The 18,104-nt window shown below is 67.7% G+C and carries 15 protein-coding genes and 2 tRNA genes; 6 read left to right on the forward strand and 11 right to left on the reverse strand.

The window, feature by feature from the left end; translation table 11 throughout:
- The first annotated feature begins 927 nt into the window (after positions 1 to 927).
- The 3 genes from Aple_RS27945 (at position 928) to Aple_RS27955 (ending at position 2,930) form a co-directional block, all read left to right on the forward strand.
- Positions 928 to 1,374, forward strand: a complete 447-nt coding sequence (locus tag Aple_RS27945) for a hypothetical protein (protein WP_155347703.1) — start codon at positions 928 to 930, stop codon at positions 1,372 to 1,374.
- Between the two features lie 45 nt (positions 1,375 to 1,419).
- Entirely contained in the window at positions 1,420 to 1,638 is a 219-nt protein-coding gene (locus tag Aple_RS27950; RefSeq protein ID WP_155347704.1) for a hypothetical protein, read from the forward strand.
- A 107-nt stretch (positions 1,639 to 1,745) separates the two neighbouring features.
- On the forward strand, positions 1,746 to 2,930 hold the full coding sequence (locus Aple_RS27955) for an esterase-like activity of phytase family protein (protein ID WP_155347705.1): 1,185 nt from the start codon (positions 1,746 to 1,748) through the stop codon (positions 2,928 to 2,930).
- A 54-nt stretch (positions 2,931 to 2,984) separates the two neighbouring features.
- Here the strand turns inward: Aple_RS27955 and Aple_RS27960 are convergent.
- The 3 genes from Aple_RS27960 to Aple_RS27970 all read right to left on the reverse strand — a co-directional run bounded on the left by Aple_RS27960 (position 2,985) and on the right by Aple_RS27970 (position 3,899).
- Positions 2,985 to 3,055: transfer RNA gene (locus Aple_RS27960), tRNA-Cys, on the reverse strand.
- 14 nt (positions 3,056 to 3,069) lie between these two features.
- Positions 3,070 to 3,141 (reverse strand) — tRNA-Gly (locus Aple_RS27965).
- Positions 3,142 to 3,191: 50 nt separating this feature from the next.
- Positions 3,192 to 3,899, reverse strand: a complete 708-nt coding sequence (locus Aple_RS27970) for an ACT domain-containing protein (RefSeq protein WP_246264828.1) — start codon at positions 3,897 to 3,899, stop codon at positions 3,192 to 3,194.
- A 47-nt stretch (positions 3,900 to 3,946) separates the two neighbouring features.
- On the opposite strand from Aple_RS27970, the gene dusB reads away from it, so the two are divergent.
- The gene (gene dusB, locus Aple_RS27975; protein ID WP_155347706.1) at positions 3,947 to 5,065 is read left to right on the forward strand and encodes a tRNA dihydrouridine synthase DusB; all 1,119 of its coding nucleotides are present in this window, start codon (positions 3,947 to 3,949) and stop codon (positions 5,063 to 5,065) included.
- Between the two features lie 5 nt (positions 5,066 to 5,070).
- Here dusB and Aple_RS27980 read toward each other — a convergent pair whose 3' ends face one another.
- From Aple_RS27980 to Aple_RS27990, 3 genes are read right to left on the reverse strand one after another with little or no spacing between them, the layout of a single operon-like run.
- Positions 5,071 to 7,575, reverse strand: coding sequence for a DEAD/DEAH box helicase (locus tag Aple_RS27980; protein WP_174889888.1), 2,505 nt, complete (start codon positions 7,573 to 7,575; stop codon positions 5,071 to 5,073).
- Positions 7,576 to 7,633: 58 nt separating this feature from the next.
- Positions 7,634 to 8,035, reverse strand: coding sequence for a nitroreductase family deazaflavin-dependent oxidoreductase (locus Aple_RS27985; protein ID WP_155347707.1), 402 nt, complete (start codon positions 8,033 to 8,035; stop codon positions 7,634 to 7,636).
- A gap of 26 nt (positions 8,036 to 8,061) precedes the next feature.
- Positions 8,062 to 8,664, reverse strand: a complete 603-nt coding sequence (locus Aple_RS27990) for a TetR/AcrR family transcriptional regulator (protein WP_155347708.1) — start codon at positions 8,662 to 8,664, stop codon at positions 8,062 to 8,064.
- Between the two features lie 112 nt (positions 8,665 to 8,776).
- Here Aple_RS27990 and Aple_RS27995 point away from each other — a divergent pair, with 112 nt between their 5' ends.
- The gene (locus Aple_RS27995) at positions 8,777 to 10,351 is read left to right on the forward strand and encodes an MDR family MFS transporter (protein WP_155347709.1); all 1,575 of its coding nucleotides are present in this window, start codon (positions 8,777 to 8,779) and stop codon (positions 10,349 to 10,351) included.
- 46 nt (positions 10,352 to 10,397) lie between these two features.
- Here Aple_RS27995 and Aple_RS28000 read toward each other — a convergent pair whose 3' ends face one another.
- From Aple_RS28000 to Aple_RS28020, 5 genes are all read right to left on the reverse strand, one after another.
- Positions 10,398 to 11,252 (reverse strand): sugar ABC transporter permease, encoded by an 855-nt coding sequence (locus Aple_RS28000; RefSeq protein WP_155347710.1) that lies wholly within the window; start codon positions 11,250 to 11,252, stop codon positions 10,398 to 10,400.
- On the reverse strand, positions 11,249 to 12,787 hold the full coding sequence (locus Aple_RS28005; protein WP_246264829.1) for an ABC transporter permease subunit: 1,539 nt from the start codon (positions 12,785 to 12,787) through the stop codon (positions 11,249 to 11,251). The genes Aple_RS28000 and Aple_RS28005 overlap by 4 nt, the downstream gene beginning before the upstream one ends.
- A gap of 50 nt (positions 12,788 to 12,837) precedes the next feature.
- Positions 12,838 to 14,106, reverse strand: a complete 1,269-nt coding sequence (locus tag Aple_RS28010; protein ID WP_155347712.1) for a sugar ABC transporter substrate-binding protein — start codon at positions 14,104 to 14,106, stop codon at positions 12,838 to 12,840.
- A gap of 351 nt (positions 14,107 to 14,457) precedes the next feature.
- On the reverse strand, positions 14,458 to 15,876 hold the full coding sequence (gene gnd / locus Aple_RS28015; RefSeq protein WP_155347713.1) for an NADP-dependent phosphogluconate dehydrogenase: 1,419 nt from the start codon (positions 15,874 to 15,876) through the stop codon (positions 14,458 to 14,460).
- A 26-nt stretch (positions 15,877 to 15,902) separates the two neighbouring features.
- On the reverse strand, positions 15,903 to 17,075 hold the full coding sequence (locus Aple_RS28020) for a TIGR03118 family protein (protein ID WP_155347714.1): 1,173 nt from the start codon (positions 17,073 to 17,075) through the stop codon (positions 15,903 to 15,905).
- 198 nt (positions 17,076 to 17,273) lie between these two features.
- Between Aple_RS28020 and Aple_RS52220 the strand changes: the two genes are divergently transcribed.
- The coding region (locus Aple_RS52220; protein WP_246264830.1) for a hypothetical protein at positions 17,274 to 18,104 on the forward strand (831 nt) is incomplete at its 3' end.

Genomic DNA, 18,104 nt, shown 5'->3' on the forward strand with positions numbered 1-18,104 from the left:
CTCGCCCGGGGGGTCGCATCTGGCTCCGGCTCTGCCCAGGGTGCCGCATCTGACTCCGGTATGGCCTCCACCAGCGCCGCATCTGACTCCGGTCTCGCCCGGGGGGTCGCATCTGGCTCCGGCTCTGCCCAGGGTGCCGCATCCGACTCCAGCATGGCCTCAACCAGCGCCGCAACCGGCTCCGGCCCCGCCCGTAATACCGCATTCGACCCTGGCATCGCCCGGGGTGTCGCATCCGATCCTGGCTTCGTCCGGGGCGTCGTGGCCGACCCCGGCAGGGCCCTCACCAGCGCCGTGCTCAACCCAGGTCTCGCGTGAGTCCGCCCCTCTCGGCTTGCGTGGCTTCATCCGTTCGCTTGGGTCCATTCCTGGCTGGTAAGCCCCTCAAGACTCCGTCCTTGTCTTCACTCCCGACGAGGGCCATTCCTTCGTCGGCGGCGTAAAGGCTCATCAGTTCGATCTGTGACGCACTCGACGCGTGCATCGAAAGGGCCTGGCAGCTCCGGCGTTCAGGCTTCAGCCCGCTCTCATCCGGCTTCCGCAAGGTATTCGAGGAGCTCTCCGTGTCGGGCCTCCGCATGTCTGGTGGCGATGATGATCCGCATTGCGAACTCGGTGAATAACGGATTGTCCTGGCGATGACGAATCCAGTTTCCGTGACGGTCGCTGCGAGATCCAAAGCTCCAGCACAAGCCGGTCTGCGCGCAGGGCGATTTCAAAGTCGCGCCTGGGTGGTTTGTCCTGATTCTATGGCTCTGGAATCCGGACGCTACGGCATAATTTGGTACAGGTCTGTGGTTTCGAAATCGTCTTGGGTTGGCGCGGTGCCAGCGGTCGGATCGCTGGTCATCCCGACGAGAAGTCTGCGGTGATCAACCAGATCTGTGATGTGATGTTGTTATTCGGAGGTCATCACTGGAGGCGCAAATGACCGTTTCCCATCGGCCTGGCGACGATCAAAATCGCGACGGAATGGAGATCACCATCAGGTTGACACCGTCAGAGGCCGAGAGCGTCGGCAAGGACGCCTTACTCATGGCCGAAATCCTCGACAGCTGCTTGTGGGCCATGGCCATGCTTCGTACCAACATCAATTCTCGCGACCCCGGCGCGCCCGCCCCGACGCAGGGCGATTGGGCTGCCGCGCTCCGCGGGCTGGACCGACTTTCGCCTCGCCTTCAGGGAGCACGGGACGGGGTAATCCGTGCCTACATCACCGCGGGCGGAACCATCCAGCGGGTAGCCGAAGCTTTGAACATGAGCGCATCGGACGCACAACACCACAGCGCGCAGCTCACGGACGACCCCCCAGCAGTCTGGGAACAGTGGGCGACGTCCCGCCGGCCTGGTATGCGTTCGTCCAGCGCGCCATGACGGGTGTAGAGGTCTGAAGCAGCGTCAGATTCGCGTATGCGTTACATGGCCGCCCATTCTTGGGTCGGCGGCGGAGCCGTTCGTTTCTCCCAGGAGCCGGCCGAGCAGCGAATCCGGATGCAGCGGGGCTTCCAGAGCGCGGCCGACCAGATCGCCGAGCGGATTCGCGCCCAGGGCGGTCACGCCCGGTCGCCGTCCCTGTTCACCTCGATCGCGGTGATGTCGGCCGCGGCGCCGGACGGGTTCGCCGGGACGAAGCGATGACCCGCCTGGTGTGGGACCTGGACCGCGCCGCCCCCCGGCCAGGCAGTTGAGCCCAACTCCACCTGAAGTTAGGGCGGCTGTCATCGGGAATCCCTAGCCTGCTCGACATGAGAAGAACATTGATCATGTTGGATACGGTGGCGCTCACCCTCGCCGTCGCCGTGCCCGCCCAGGCCGATCCCTCCCGGCACGGCCAGTACGGCAGGGCGACGCTCACCGGTTTCGCCTCCCTGCCGGCGCAGACCTACGTCCCCGGCAGCGAGCCCTCCGGCTCCCTCCTGGGGACGGCGCCGAGCAACGGCATCACCCCGCCGTTCCCCGGCCAGCCGGTGCAGGGCTTCAGCGGCATCGTCCGCAACCACGACGGTACCTTCTACGCGCTCTCCGACAACGGCTACGGCGCGAAGGCCAACAGCTCCGACTTCCTGCTCCGCGTGCACCACATCAAGCCCTCCTTCCGGGACGGCACGATCAAGGTGCGCGGCGGCTTCAACTTGACCGACCCGTACGGCAAGGTGCCCTTCCCGCTGACCCGCCCGGACCGCACGCTCACCGGCGCCGACTTCGACGTCGAGTCGATCGTGCGCACGAGCGACGGCACGTACTGGATCGGTGACGAGTTCGGCCCGTTCCTGCTGCACTTCTCGGCCGGCGGCAAGCTGCTGGAGGCGCCGATCGCGCTTCCTGGCGTGCAGGCGCCGGAGAATCCGTACCTCAACGGCGGCACGCCGAACCTCGGCGGCAGCAAGGGTTTCGAGGGCATGGCCCGGTCGGTGGACGGGCGCACGCTCTACCCGCTGCTGGAGGGCACGGTCACCGGCGACCCGGCCGGCACGCTGCGGATCAATGAGTTCGACCTGCGCCGTCGCGCGTACACCGGCCAGCGCTGGGCCTACCAGCTGGACTCGCCGTCGAACGCGATCGGTGACTTCATCGCCATCGACAAGCGCCGGTTCCTGGTCATCGAGCGGGACGGCAACCAGGGCGACGCCGCCGCGTTCAAGAAGATCTTCGAGGTGACCCTGAGCAACCACGGCGTCAAGAAGACTCTTGTCGCCGACCTGCTCGACATCGCCAACCCCCGGCACATCGGCGGCTTCGGCGACACCTTCCGCTTCCCGTTCCAGACGATCGAGGACGTCGTCATCCTTGACGACCGCACCCTCGGCGTCCTGGACGACAACAACTACCCGTTCTCGAACGGCCGCACCGCGGGCGTGGCCGACAACAACGAGTTCATCACCATCCGCCTGACCCGCGACCTGGACGCGGATCGGCGCGTGTACTCCTGATCGAACGTGATGCCAGGGCGTCGTCCAAGGGCGACGCCCTGGCCACCACAGGTGAGGTGGAGACGGGATTTGAACCCGTGTACACGGCTTTGCAGGCCGTTGCCTCGCCTCTCGGCCACTCCACCGGGGAAGATCTGCGAGCGGAAGACGGGATTCGAACCCGCGACCCTCACCTTGGCAAGGTGATGCTCTACCACTGAGCCACTTCCGCGCACGCCTCGCGGCGACCCTCGGATTCTAGCGGGTTTTCGTCAGCGGCCGTTAATCCCGCGCGCGCGTGGCGAGGTTGCGGAACGCCCGGTCGGCGCCCCGCTCGATGGCGGGCAGCATCAGGAAGATCTCCAGGATGCGGGTGAGCCGGTGCACCTCGATGCGGTGGAAGTCGGGGCCTTCCGCGCGGGCCAGCACGAGCGAGAGGGCCAGCGGAGGCAGCGGCGCCGTGATCAGATGCAGGCCGGATTCGAGCGTCGACGCGACCGGCCTGGACGGGGTTTCGGCGGGAAACGGGATGATTTCCGGGGCGCGCCAGCTGGAGTAGACGGTTTCCCGGGGCGTACGTTCGGTTCCGGCGGCGGCCCAGTCGGCGCTGAACAGGACCGGCATCGAGTCGATGAGGGTGGCCAGGGCGCGTTCGCCGGCCGTGGTCAGGAACTTGAGGATTTCCAGTTCCGGGTAGGTGCCGGGCGCTTCCCGGGTGGACCAGACGCCTTCGATCTTGATGTCGTCGATCTCTTCCAGGGCGTTGATCAGGTATTCGCGCGGTGCCGCGTCCGGCCAGTACACGGTGAAGTCGTCGACGGCCCGGCCGTCACCGCGTTCCAGCACGATGACCTGGGTGATATCCGCCCCCGCCGACCCGAGCGCGCTGGTCACCTGACCCAGCGAACCCGGACGATCCGGCACGGCGATACGCAGCCGCAACAACATGGACGCCTCCCCGACCGCTCCAGACCTCAGATTATCGGCCATAACGCGATCTTGTAACCCGAGGACCCGCTCAAAGACGGGACAATGGCATGGTGAAAATCGGGACGCTCGACGTGTGGCCGCCGGTGGTGCTCGCCCCGATGGCCGGAATCACCAACATCGCCTTCCGCACCCTCTGCCGCGAGCAGGGCGGCGGCCTCTTCGTCTGCGAGATGATCACCTCGCGCGCGCTGGTCGAACGCAACCCGCTGACCTTCGAAATGATCAGATTCGGCCCGCACGAACGCCCCCGAAGCCTCCAGTTGTACGGAGTCGACCCGGCCATCATCGGCAAGGCCGCCCGAATGATCGCGGAAGAGGATCTGGCCGACCATATCGACCTCAACTTCGGCTGCCCCGTGCCCAAGGTGACGCGGCGTGGTGGCGGTTCGGCGCTGCCGTACAAGCGGAGGCTCCTGCGGGCGATCCTGCGCGAAGCCGTCACGAACGCGGGCGGTCTGCCGGTGACGATGAAGATGCGTAAAGGCATCGATGACGATCACCTGACATATCTGGACGCGGGCCGGATCGCCGCCGAAGAGGGAATCGCGGCCATCGCCCTCCATGCCCGCACCGCCAAGCAGCACTACGGCGGCGCCGCCGACTGGGACGCCATCAAACGCCTGAAAGACGCGGTCCCCGACATCCCCGTCCTCGGCAACGGCGACATCTGGACCGCCGACGACGCCCTCCGCATGGTCGCCCACACCGGCTGCGACGGCGTGGTCGTCGGCCGCGGCTGCCTCGGCCGCCCCTGGCTCTTCCGCGACCTGGAAAACGCCTTCAACGGCAGCCCCGACCGGGCCCGCCCCACCCTCGGCGACGTCACCCGCACCCTCCTCCGCCACGCCGAACTCCTCTGCGAGGTCATCGGCAGCGAGCGGTACGGCGTGGCCGACTTCCGCAAACACATCGGCTGGTACCTCAAGGGCTTCGTCGTAGGCGCGGAAACCCGCCGCGTCCTCGCCCTCTCCACCAGCCTGGCCGAACTCGAAGACCACCTCGCCGAACTCGACCCCGCCCAGCCCTGGCCCGGCGAAGCCGCCGACGGCCCCCGCGGCAAGAGCGGCGAACGCCAGAAGGTCCTGCTCCCACACGGCTGGCTCGACGACCCCGACGAACTCGCCATCCCTTCCCCCGACGCCGAGGACCCCACGTCAGGCGGTTGACCCCGTTACATCCGGCTCAGGCCGCTGACATGGAGGACGGCGAAGCCCGCCTCGTCGGAGGCGGCCAGGTCGACCTCGGCTTTGATGGACCAGTCGCCGTGGCCGGCGGGGTCCTCGATGACCTGACGGACGCGCCAGAGTTCCTTTTCCTCCTCGATCTGGAGGAAGGCGGGGCCGCGGGCCGAAGGGCCGGTGCCGATCTCGTCGTGTTCCTCGTAGTAGGCGTCCATGGCGGAGGCCCAGTCCACGTCGGGGTAGAGCTCTTCGAGTTCTTCCTGCTTGTCCAGGGCGGTGAGTTCGACCAGGCGGAACATGGCGTTGCGGACCAGGACGCGGAAGGCGCGCGTGTTGGCGGTGACCGGGCGGAGCTTGGATTCGAGCTCGTCGCGGGTTTCGAGGGCCTCGGAGGGGTTGGCGAGCTTCTCCCACTCGTCGATGAGGCTGGAGTCGACCTGGCGGACCAGCTCGCCCAGCCATTCGATCAAGTCGATGAGGTCGTCGGTCTTGAGGTGTTCCGGGACGGTCTTGGAGAGGGCTCGGTAGGCGTCGGCGAGGTAGCGCAGGACGGTGCCCTCGGAGCGGGCGAGCTCGTAGAACTGGATGTAGTCCACGAAGGTCATCGCGCGTTCGTACATGTCGCGGACGATGCCCTTGGGGCTGACCGTGTGGTCGCCGACCCAGGGGTGGCCCTGCCGGTAGGTCTCGTACGCGCCGAAGAGCAGGGTCTCCAGCGGCATCGGATAGGTGATCTCCTGAAGGAGCTCCATCCGCTCCTCGTACTCGATGCCGTCGGCCTTCATCTGGGCGACGGCTTCGCCGCGGGCCTTGTTGAGCTGGGCGTGCAGGATCTGGCGCGGGTCGTCGAGGGTGGATTCGACGATGGACACGATGTCCAGCGCGTACGTCGGGGAGTCGGGGGAGAGCAGTTCGAAGGTGGCCAGGGCGAAGGTGGACAGGGCCTGGTTGAGGGCGAAATCCTGCTGGAGGTCGACGGTGAGGCGGGCGCGGCGGCCCTGGTCGTCGGGCTCCTTGAGGGTTTCCACGATGCCGCCCGCGAGCAGGGACCGGTAGATCGCGATGGCGTGGCTGATGTGGCGGCGCTGCCACTTGCGATCTTCGTGGTTGTCGGTGAGCAGGCTTTTCATAGCCTGGAAGCAGTCGCCGGGGCGGTTGATGACGGCCAGCAGCATGGCGTTGCTGACCTTGAAGCGGGAGGTCAGCGGCTCCGGCTCGGCGGCCTGGAGGTTGGCGAAGGTCTCCTCGCTCCAGTTGACGAAACCCTCCGGGGGCTTCTTGCGGGCGTAGCCACGGCGGCGTTTCGGGTCGTCGCCGATCTTGGCGAGGGCGCGCTCGTTCTCGATGACGTGGTCGGGGGCCTGGCAGGCGACATACCCGATGGTGTCGAATCCGGCGCGGCCCGCGCGGCCCGCGATCTGGTGGAACTCGCGGGCGCGCAGGCGGCGGACGCGGTTGCCGTCGAACTTCGTGAGCGCGGTGAACAGCACGGTGCGGATCGGGACGTTGACGCCGACGCCGAGGGTGTCGGTGCCGCAGATGACCTTCAGCAGGCCGGCCTGGGCGAGGCGTTCCACGAGGCGGCGGTATTTGGGCAGCATGCCGGCGTGGTGCACACCGATGCCGTGCCGTACCAGCCGGGAGAGCGCACGCCCGAACTTCGTGGTGAACCGGAAATTTCCGATAAGTGCGGCGATGGATTCTTTTTCGGCTTTGGAGCACATGTTGATGGACATGAGCGCCTGGGCGCGTTCCATCGCGGCGGCCTGGGTGAAATGCACGACATACACGGGGGCCTGGTTGGTGGTCAGGAACTCTTCCAGGGTCTCGTGCAGGGGGCTCATCCGGTACGAGTAGACCAGCGGAACCGGGCGTTCCGAATTCTTGACCACGGCCGTGGGGCGGCCGGTGCGGCGGGTCAGGTCCTTCTCGAAGCGCTCGACGTCGCCGAGCGTCGCCGACATCAGGACGAACTGCGCCTGCGGGAGCTCCAGCAGCGGAACCTGCCAGGCCCAGCCCCGGTCGGGTTCGGCGTAGAAGTGGAACTCGTCCATGATGACCATGCCGACGTCGGCGCGCGTCCCTTCGGCCAGCGCCACCTGCGCCAGGATCTCCGCGGTGCAGCAGATGATCGGGGCGTCCGCGTTCACGGAGGCGTCCCCGGTCATCATGCCGACGTTCTCGGTGCCGAACACCGCGCACAGGTCGAAGAACTTCTCCGACACCAGCGCCTTGATCGGAGCCGTGTAGAAACTGACCTCGTCCCGCGCCAGCGCCGCGAAGTGCGCCCCGGCCGCCACCAGGCTCTTCCCGGAACCGGTCGGCGTCGCCAGGATCACGTTGCTGCCCGAGACCACCTCCATGAGGGCCTCTTCCTGCGCGGGATACAGCGTCAGACCGCGTTCCTCGTTCCACTGCACGAACGTCTCGAACAGGGAATCAGGGTCGGCGGTCTGCGGCAGTCGCTGCGTGAGGTTCGTGAGGTTGAGGTCCACGCCCCCTATCCTGCCCCCGACTGCCGCTTTCGCCGAACGGGAATGTCAGCTCCCGCTGTCAGACCCGTTCCAGCACGACCACCGGGATCTCGCGCGAGGTCTTCTTCTGGTAGTCGTCGTACGCGGGCCACGCCGCCGCCATCACCCGCCACATGTCCGGCTTCTCCGCCGCGGTGGCCGTGCGCGCGCGAGCCTTGAAGCGCTCGCCCCACACCTGGAACTCCACCTCGGGGTTGGCCTCCAGGTTGAGGAACCACTCCGGTGGCTGCGGGGCGCCGCCCTTGGACGCGACCACCAGATAGGTGTCCCCATACTGCTGGTAGATCAGCGGCGTGGTGTGCTGCTTGCCGGTGCGGCGGCCCTTGGTCGTGAGCAGGGCGGCCGTCGTGCCCTGCCAGTCGTGGCCTTCCTGGCCATCCGTGGCCAGGTACCTTTCGATATGCTGCGCGCCAAAGAGCATGCTGGTCACCTTCCCTTTCGACCGCCTCAACCATCCGTGGCGTCGATCAATTCCAGGGCGACCTTCAGGGAGGTGTCGGCACGCTCGGCGTCTGTCACGTCGGGCATCATGAACCACACCGCGTGCAGCGCGAACACCGCCAGCGTCCGCTTCAGCCGGACCGTCAGGGGATCATCGCTATCGACGAAGAACCCCATCAATGTCAGCATTTTTCCGCGCATCTGGCCCATGGTCGGGTGCTCCTTGAGCGCCGTCTGGTTACGCTCCATGAACCGCATGATCTGGGTCTGGCTGCCCGCGTGCAGCCAGTCGGCATAGCGCCGGATAGCCTCGCGCCGGACCTCCGGCGAGCGCGGCTGGTCGCGCACCCAGTCGATCAGGCTGTCCATGAAGGTCACCCGATCGATCATCATGCTCGCGACGATGTCCTCTTTTGTTTTGAAGTGGTAGTACAGTGCCGCTTTCGTCACCCCGAGTTCCTCGGCGATCTCCCGCAGCGAGGTCGCCTCGTAGCCCTGCTCGGTGAAAAGCCGGAGCGCGATCTCCTGGATACGCGCGCGAGTGTCCCGCGGACGCTCGTCGCCGGCCTCGGTGGCGAACGCACTCTCCGTGCTCGTTCGCTCGCTCATGATCACCTATGTCCCTTTTATTCAACTTGACGGGCGGCAAGTAAGGACCCTACCGTATCTCCGGTACCTAGCCGGTCGGCAAGTAAGTAAGAGTTTATCAAGGGGGCCCACAATGACGGAAACTTCGGCCGCTCCAGCGCGGTCGAGAGAGGTCATGATCGTCCTGCCAGGGCTGATGCTGGCCATGATGCTGGCGATGCTGGACAACATGATCGTCGGCACGGCCATGCCGCGCATCGTAGGCGAATTAAACGGCCTGGAGTACTTCACCTGGGTCACCACCGCCTACGTGCTCGGGACCACCGTCTCCACCCCCATCTGGGGCAAGCTGGGCGACCTTTACGGACGCAAGAACATCTTTCTCGGCTCGATCGTCATCTTCCTGGTTGGCTCCGCCCTCTGCGGCATGGCCGGTTCCGCCCTGTTCGGCGGCGTCGACGGCGGCATGACCGAACTGATCGCCTTCCGCGCGCTGCAGGGTCTGGGCGCGGGCGGCCTGATCGTCGGCGTCATGGCCATCATCGGCGACCTCGTCCCGCCCCGCGAGCGCGGCCAGTACCAGGGCATCATGGCCGCGATCATGTCGCTGGCGATGATCGCCGGCCCGCTGGCCGGGGGATTCATCACCGACCACCTCGACTGGCGGTGGGCCTTCTACGTGAACCTGCCGCTCGGCGGCATCGCGCTGGTCTGGCTGTTCCTCAAGCTCGACCTGCCCAAGCGCCGCACCGAGCACCGCATCGACTGGCTCGGCGCCGCCGTCCTCACCGTCGGCATCACCGCGCTGGTCCTGCTCACCTCATGGGGCGGCCAGAGCCACGGCTACCCGTGGGGCTCCTGGCAGATCATCTCGCTGGGTGTGCTCGCGGTCGTGTCGCTCGCGCTGTTCGTCCCGATCGAGCGCCGCGCGCCCGAGCCGATCATGCCGCTGCACGTCTTCAAGGACCGCAACTTCAACCTGATCTCCTGGATCGGCTTCCTGCTCGGTTTCGCCATGTTCGGCGCGATCAGCTTCCTGCCGCTGTTCCAGCAGACCGTGCAGGGCTCGACCGCCACCAACTCGGGCCTGCTCCTGCTGCCGATGATGGGCGCGGCCATGGTCGTCTCCCTGTTCGTCGGCCGGGCGATCACGAAGACCGGCAAGTACAGGATCTACCCGGTGCTCGGCGGCGTCGGAATGGCGGCCGGCATGTGGCTGCTGTCCCGGATGGACGTCAACACCCCCGCGTGGCAGACCGGCGTCTTCATCGCCGTCCTCGGCCTCGGCATGGGCTTCCTCATGCAGACCACCATGCTGATCGCCCAGAACAGCGTCGAGCAGAAGGACCTGGGCGTCGCCAGCAGCGCCAGCACCTTCTTCCGCTCGATCGGCGGCTCCTTCGGCGTCGCCCTGTTCGGCGCCGTCTTCAACAACCATCTCACCAGCAGCCTGACCGAGAAGTTCGGCGCCGAGGCCGGGAAGATGGTCTCCTCGGGCGGCCAGATGAGCCCCGCCGCCCTGGCCGACCTCCCCCCGGCCATCAAGACCGGCTTCCTGGACTCCCTCGCCGGCGCCATCAGCGGCGTGTTCGTCTGGGCGCTCATCTTCGCCGTGCTCGTCCCCGTCCTGGCCGTCTTCGTGAAGGAAGTCCCGCTCCGCGGTGGCAACGAGCCCACCCCGGAGCCCGCGGAACCGGCCGTCGTCTGATCAAACTGGGGTACGGCTGCCGCCCGCGAGCGGCAGCCGTACCCCATCAGCCTTTGACGGCTCCCGCGGTCAGGCCGCTGACGATGTATTTCTGCAGCCACAGGAAGACGCCCACCGTGGGGATCGCGGTCAGCAGCGTTCCCGCGGCGAACATGCCGAAGTTGGCGTTGCGTACGTCGTTGCCGAGCATGCCGAACATGCCCACCGCCAGGGTCTTGGTCTCCGGGTCGCGGAGGAAGACGCTGGCGACGATGAACTCGCTGATGATGCCGATGAAGGCCAGCAGCCCGGTGACCGCGATGATCGGGGTGACCAGGGGCAGGATGATCCGGAAGAAGATCTGGGCGTGGGTCGCGCCGTCGATCGCCGCGGACTGGTCCAGCTCCTTCGGGACGGTGTCCAGGAAGCCCTTCATCAGGTAGGTGTTCACGCCCAGCGCGCCGCCCATGTAGAGCAGGAACAGCCCGCCCATCGAGTCGAAGCCGAAGGCGGGCCAGAGCTCGCTCACCCGGGTGAACATCATGATGATGGCGACGATGGCCAGGAACTGCGGAAACATCTGGATCAGCAGCAGCGAGAGCAGGCCCACCCGGCGGCCGGCGAAACGCATCCGGCTGAACGCGTAGGCCGCGCAGACGCCCAGGAAGATGCTGGAGAAGGCCGAGATCAGCGCCAGCGCCAGCGAGTTCACCATCCACCGCAGGAACGGATAGTTCGGGTTGCCGAAGAGCTTCCCGAAATTGTCCAGGGACGCCCCGGTGGGCAGCAGCTCCGAGGAGCCCAGCGTGCCCAGCGGATTGAGCGCCGCCGACAGCACGAACAGGATCGGGAAGACGGCGAACAGGGTGAGCGTGATCAGCACCAGGTGCCGCCAGCCCATGTGCCGGAGCCAGCGCGTCATGCGTACACCTCCTCCTGGTAGCGGGTGCGGCGGAAGGCCAGCGCCGAGATGATCCCGACCAGGATGAAGATGAAGACCGAGATTGCCGCGGCGAAGCCGAATTCGGCGGAGCCGCCCTCGAAGGCGAGCCGGAAGGTGTAGGTGATCAGCAGGTCCGTGCCGCCGACGGTGGTGTTGTCGACGGAGAAGGGCGCGCCGTTGGTGGTCAGGCGGATCGCGTTGAAATTGTTGAAGTTGAACGCGAACGAGGAGATCAGCAGCGGGGTGACCGCGATCAGCAGCAGCGGCAGCGTGACCCGGCGGAAGTTGTGCCAGGGGGTGGCGCCGTCGATCCTGGCGGCTTCGCCGAGTTCCGACGGGATGGCCTGCAGGGCGCCGGTCGTGACCAGGAACATGTAGGGGAAGCCCAGCCACAGGTTCACCAGGATGACCGCGAACCGCGCGCTGACCGGTTCGCCGAACCAGTCGGTGTGCAGGCCGAGCACCCGGTTGATCAGCCCGAAGTCGGTGTTGAACATGTCCCGCCAGACCAGGAACATCGCGAACGCCGGCATCGCGTGGGGCAGCACCAGCAGCACCCGGTACAGGCGCGTTCCCCGCACCTTCACGCCGTGCAGGGCGAGCGCGGCGATCAGGCCGATCCCGAACGTGCCGAGCACGCTGGCGGCGGCGAAGAGCAGGTCCCAGGCGAACAGGCTCAGGAAGTGCGCCGAGATCCGCGGATCGGTGAAGACCCGGGTGAAGTTCGAGAACCCGACGTTGACCTGCCAGCCCTGGGCGAGCCGGGACCCGTCGGCGGCGACGAAGGCGCCCTCATCCGGATCGGCCGTCCATTTCTGCCCGGTCGCGCTGTCGGTGACGCAGTCGCAGTCCGGCGCGTACGCCTTCGCGGCCCGCCCTTCGAACGCGCGGCTCAACCCGTTCGCCTTGATCGCGCCCTCGGCGGTCGGCACGGTCAGGGCGGAGATCTCCGCGCCCCGGGCCGCCGCCTGCGGGATCGTCAGGACCTGGAACCCCGGCGCGCTGAGCACCTTGCCGGTCAGCCCGAGCTCGGCGCCCGAGACGGGTTCCAGTCCGGCGGCCGTACCCGCCTGGACCTGCTTGGTGGCGGTGTCGACCAGGAGGAAGACCAGCTCGCCGTCGCGTACGGCGACCGACAGGTTGTACTCGGGGGAGCCCGGGACCTGGGCGACCGACGAGGTCTGGATGGAGGTGATCGCCTCTTCCTTGGTGCCCCGGTGGCCCTCGCCGAAGTTGGTGAAGGCCGTGCTCAGGGTGAAGAGCACCGGGAAGATCTGGAAGGCGATCAGGAACACCGTGCCGGGGACCAGGTATTTCAGCGGCAGGTGTCGTCGGCTGAGGTAGATGTAGGCGATCAGCGCGGTGGCGGCGGCCAGGACCGTCAGGCCGGTCCAGCTCTCCGCCGCGATCAGCGGCGGCGCGGCGTAGAACGCGACGGCGGAGCCGACCGCGAGCACGAGGATCCGGCTCACCACGAACCCGGTGCTCAGCTCCCGCCGGGGCCGGGGGAGCACGCGCCGATGCCCGGAGGGCGGGGAATCGTACCCCGCCCTGGGCGTCGCTTTCACTTCTCGATGGCCTCGGTGATCGCCTTGTTGGCGGCGGCCGCGGCCTTCGCCGGGTCACCGCCGTTGATCACAGCGGCCTCGGCCACGCCGAACGGCTGCCAGATGGCGGCCATCTGCGGGATCGCGGGCATCGGGATGCCCGTCTTGCCGGCCTCGATGAACTTGCCCATGTCCGGGTTGGCGGCCTTGGCCTGGTCCAGGGCGGCGGTCAGCGCCGGCGGGCGCGGGTCGGCGTTGTAGAGGGCCATCGCCACGTCCGGGTTGGTCACGTAGTTGGTGACGAACTCCTGCGCGAGCGCCTTGCTCTTGCCCTTGCTGGCGACGTAGAAGGTCTGCACGCCCACGAACGGGGTGGCGGGGGAGCCGCCATCGAAGGCGGGCACGGCGGTGACGTCGTAGCTGATCCCGGCCTTCTTCACGTCCGCGATCGCCCACGGGCCCGAGATCAGGTAGGCGCACTTGCCGGACGCGAACGTCGCGATCGTGTTGTCGTTGCCCAGCGACGTCTTGAGCGCGCCGACGCCCTTCTTGCCCAGCTCGTTGAGCTTGGTGAACGCCGGAGCCGAGTCACCGACCGTGATCTTGGTGGGGTCGGGGTCGCCGCTGGCGGTGGTGCCGAACAGCGAACCGCCCGCCGAGGAATAGAACGGGTAGATGTGGTAGGCGTCGCCCTCTTGGCCGACCGGGACGCAGAGGATCTCCGACACCTTCCCGGCCTTCTTCAGCGCCTGGCCGCTCTCGATCAGCGCCTCCACCGACGCCGGGGCCTCCGGCGCCAGCGCGGTGTTGCGGATCAGGCCCAGATTCTCCACCGCGTACGGCGCGCCATAGGTCTGCCCGCCGAAGGTGACCGCCTTGATGGCGATCTCCTGGAAGGCGCTCTTCTGCTCCGCGGTGAGCTGGACCGGGTCGATCGAGCCGTTCTGGACGAGGTTGCCGATCCAGTCGTGCGCGGCGATCAGCACGTCCGGGCCGCTGCCCTGCTGGGAAGCGGTGAGGAACTGGTTCTGGAGCTCCTCGGCGATCTCCTTGATCTCGACGGTGACGCCGTTCTCCGTGCCGAACTGCTCGGTGAACGGCTTGAGCGCGGCCGTACGGACCGGGTCGGCCCAGATGACGAGCTTGCCGTTGCCCTTGTCGACGGCGGGAGCCGAGGCGGACTCGGCGGGAGCGGGGGCGGCGGCCGGCTGGTCGCTGCCGCAGGCGGTCAGTCCGAGCGCGATGCCGAGCAGGGCGGCACTCAGACCCGCGGCGCGCTTGCGCATGGGTTTCTCCTCTGAAGGGGTCAGGCCCGCAGACGCGGTCCTCGGGGGAATCCACCGTTGGTGCCGCGAAGTTAGCAACCCATTGCAAGAACTGGAAGAGTTTTCAACCAGCCAACATCAGGCGTGGGCGGGCCGCACCGGCAAAGCGCGAGCTTGCAGCGTTCTTGCACAGCCGCCGAGACCTAATCGTTAGGAAATATCCAGCTAAAAGGGCACGCGTTTGGGTGATTTTGCCTCCGATCTTGGTTGGAAGCTTGCAGCAAGTTTCTGGGTCCGCATTGCCGTCCTTCGGTCGTCCTGGGCAGCACGAAACCAGCCCAGGACGACACGAAGATCAGATGACGGGGTGAGTCAGGCCGGGCGCTCGGTCCGGTCGCCGGACCAGTCCGTGTGGAAGGTCCCGTCACGGTCGATCCGGCGGTAGGTGTGCGCGCCGAAGTAGTCGCGCAAGCCCTGGATGAGCGCGGCGGGCAGCCGCTCCCGGCGCAGCCCGTCGTAGTAGGCCAGCGCCGAGGAGAAACCGGGCGTCGGCACGCCGATCTGCGCGGCCGTGGAGACCACCCGCCGCCAGGCCTGCTGGGCCTCGGTCAGCGCGTCGGCGAACGTCGGGTCGGCCAGCAGCGTGGGCAGCCCCGGATTCGCCTCGTACGCCGCCCGGATCCGGTCCAGGAACCGGGCCCGGATGATGCAGCCGCCCCGCCAGATCGTCGCCATCGCGCCGCGGTCGATGTTCCAGCCGTACTCTTCGCTGGCGGCGGTGATCTGGTCGAAGCCCTGGGCGTACGCGATGATCTTGGATGCGTACAGGGCCAGCCGGACGTCCTCCACCAGGGAGTAGTTCGGCGCGGTCCCGTTCGGCCCCTGCAGGCGGCGCGCGGCGTCCCGCTGCTCCGGGTGGCCGGACAGCGCGCGGGCGAACACCGCCTCGGCGATGCCGGTCACCGGCACCCCCAGGTCGAGCGCGCTCTGCACGGTCCAGCGGCCGGTGCCCTTCTGCTCGGCCTGGTCCACGATCACGTCCACCAGCGGCTGCCCGGAGGCGTCCACATGATCGAGCACCTCGGCGGTGATCTCGATCAGGTACGACTCCAGGTCGCCCCGGTTCCACTCGCGGAAGATCTCCGCCAGCTCGGCGGGGGAGCGGCCCAGCGCCTGCCGGAGCAGGTCGTAGGCCTCCGCGATGAGCTGCATGTCGGAATACTCGATGCCGTTGTGCACCATCTTCACGAAGTGCCCGGCGCCGTCGGGGCCGACGTGCACGCAGCACGGCACGCCGTCCACCTGGGCCGCGATGCTCTCCAGCATCGGCCCCAGGTCCCGATACGCCTCCGCGGCGCCGCCCGGCATGATGCTCGGGCCGTTGAGCGCGCCCTCCTCGCCGCCGGAGATGCCCGTCCCGACGAAGTGCAGCCCGCGCTCCTTCAGCGCGGCCTCCCGGCGACGGGTGTCGGCGAAGAGCGCGTTGCCGCCATCGACGATCATGTCGCCCGGTTCCATGTGCGCGGCCAGTTCCTCGATCACCGCGTCGGTGGCGGGACCGGCCTTCACCATGATGATCGCGCGGCGCGGGCGGCGGAGCGAGGCCACGAACTCGGCCACCGAGCTCGCGGGCAGGAACGCGCCCTCGTCCGAATGATCCGCCATGAGCTGCTTGGTCTTGCTCTCCGAGCGGTTGTGCACCGCCACCACGTAGCCGTGGTGGGCGAAGTTCCTGGCCAGGTTGCGGCCCATTGTCGCCAGGCCGGTGACTCCGATGTCAGCTGTCTCCATGAGCCGCTCCTTTCCGTCAGGTCAGGTCAGTAACCGTACGACGAGCCCCCGGCTTTACTCGGCGTCGGGGTGGGGGTTGGCGTCGAGGACGCCCCGGTGCCCGCCGCGGCGGCGTTGGACGGCTTCAGCAGCCCCAGCAGACCGTGCTGGGCCTTGCTGATCCCGGCCGAGAACCAGAGCGAGTTCACGCCGCCGTTCTCGGCGGTCCCACGCTCCAGATCCCACAGGCCCTCGATCGCGATCGGCGAACCGTTGGCGTTGCGCAGCGGGCCGAGGTAACGGCCGTTACGGGGATTGTAGGCGTTGACCCAGCCGTCGCCGAAGTTGCCCACCAGCAGGGCGCCGGAGAAGCCGCCGAAGCCCTGCGGAGCGATCGTCATCGCCCACGGCGCGTTGAGCGCGCCCCGGTTGACGACCCGCCCGAGGAACCGGCCGTTCGCGTTGAACTGGCTGACGAAGCCCTTGCCCTTGCCGGGCACGACCTTGCCGGTGGCGTTGTCGCGCACGGCGTACGCGACCAGGACGGAGTTGCCGACGATCTCGACGTTCCACGGTGAGTAGGTGGCGGGCATGGTCGGGTCGCGGAACTGCCAGCGCGCCAGCCGTACCCGATTGAAGTCGCTGTCGAAGACGTGCACCTTTTTGTGGGAGAACGACGGGGCCAGCAGGAACTGGCCCTTGTTGGTCTCCATCAGGGCCAGGCCCTTGTAGTCGGCGTTGCGGGTGAACGCGGCGATCTGGGCGTTCTTCGCGTCCACTTCGGCGTTCCACGCGGTGATCGCGCCGGACGGGCTGGAGAAGATGAACGTGGCCGGTTTGCCCTTGATGGTGAAGCCGTCACCCTTGTTGACGACCTGCCCGGTGGGCGCGCCGCCCGGGATGGCGACCTCGGTCTGCTCCTTCTTGACCGCGCCGGAGTAGACGGTCGCGGTGCCGGTGCCCGTGCCCGACACCCAGAGGGTCTTGCCCATGGCGAGCCCCCACGGGTTGACCAGCTTGGGGTCGGTGACTGTGGCCTTCCCGGCCACGTCGGAGACGAGGTTGACCTGGCTGAACCGGGTCGCCAGGCCCTTGGGCGTGTGTCCTGCCGTCGCTTTGGGTTTGGATTTCGTGGCCGGGGTTTTCGTGGTCGCGTGCGCCGTGCCGGGGATGCTCAGGATGAGAGCGCCGGCACAGAGAACGGCGATGCGTGATCGCATCGAGCCTCCTAGAAACCTGCTCGGGGTTCTTGACTGCTGAGGTAGCTGAGTTCGCGAAGCTCCCTTACGGGCCGAGATACGCGGACGTTTCAGGTTCGGTTCAGCAGGTTGAAAACCTGGTAATCAGATAGGCTTTGTCGAGTTAACGACCCGGCAAAGCTCGGCGGCCGCCGGGACCTGGGCGTCTATCGTCGTCGTGTGATCAACGGAGACCCGCGCGTGTTCCTACCGCAGCCTGCCCTTTCGGCCGTCGCAGTCCCCCCGCCCGGCGAGGGCCCCGGCTTCTGGGCGGGCGCGCCCAGCGCCGTCGCCGCCGACGGCTTCGTCTACCTCGCCTACCGGTTGCGCCGCCCCGTCGGCGAGGGTCGTGGGTACGCCGTGGTGGTGGCCCGCTCGACCGACGGCCAGAGCTTCGAACCCCTGCTCACCATCACCAAGGAGCAGATGCGCACCGAATCCCTGGAACGTCCCACGCTCGTCCGCACGCCCGCCGGTTCCTGGCGGCTCTACCTCAGCTGCGCGACGTACGGCACGAAACACTGGCGGGTGGAACTCCTCGAAGCCGCCACGCCCGCCGCCTTCGACCCCGCCCAGGCCCGTGTGGTCCTCCCCGGCGACCTCAAGACCGGCGTCAAGGACCCCGTCATCGTCCACCACGACGGAATCTGGCACCTGTGGGCATCGTGCCACCCGCTGGAAATCCCCGCCGAAGCCGACCAGATGGTCACCGACTACGCCACCAGCCCCGACGGCCTCGACTGGACCTGGCACGGCACCGCCCTGGACCGCCGCCCCGGCCACTGGGACTCCCGCGGCGTCCGCGTCTCCGCCGTCCAGTTCACCCCCCACGGCCTCACCGCCTACTACGACGGCCGCGCCTCCACCACCGAAAACTACGAGGAACGCACCGGCCTGGCCACCGGCCCCGACCCCTCCACCCTCACCGCCCAAGGCCACACCCCCCACGCCCAATCCCCGTACGGCGGCCTCCGCTACCTCGAAATCCTCCCCCTCCCCACCGGCCAAACC

Origin of the sequence: Acrocarpospora pleiomorpha, from assembly GCF_009687885.1 — a bacterium.
In the GTDB taxonomy this organism is placed as follows: domain Bacteria; phylum Actinomycetota; class Actinomycetes; order Streptosporangiales; family Streptosporangiaceae; genus Acrocarpospora; species Acrocarpospora pleiomorpha.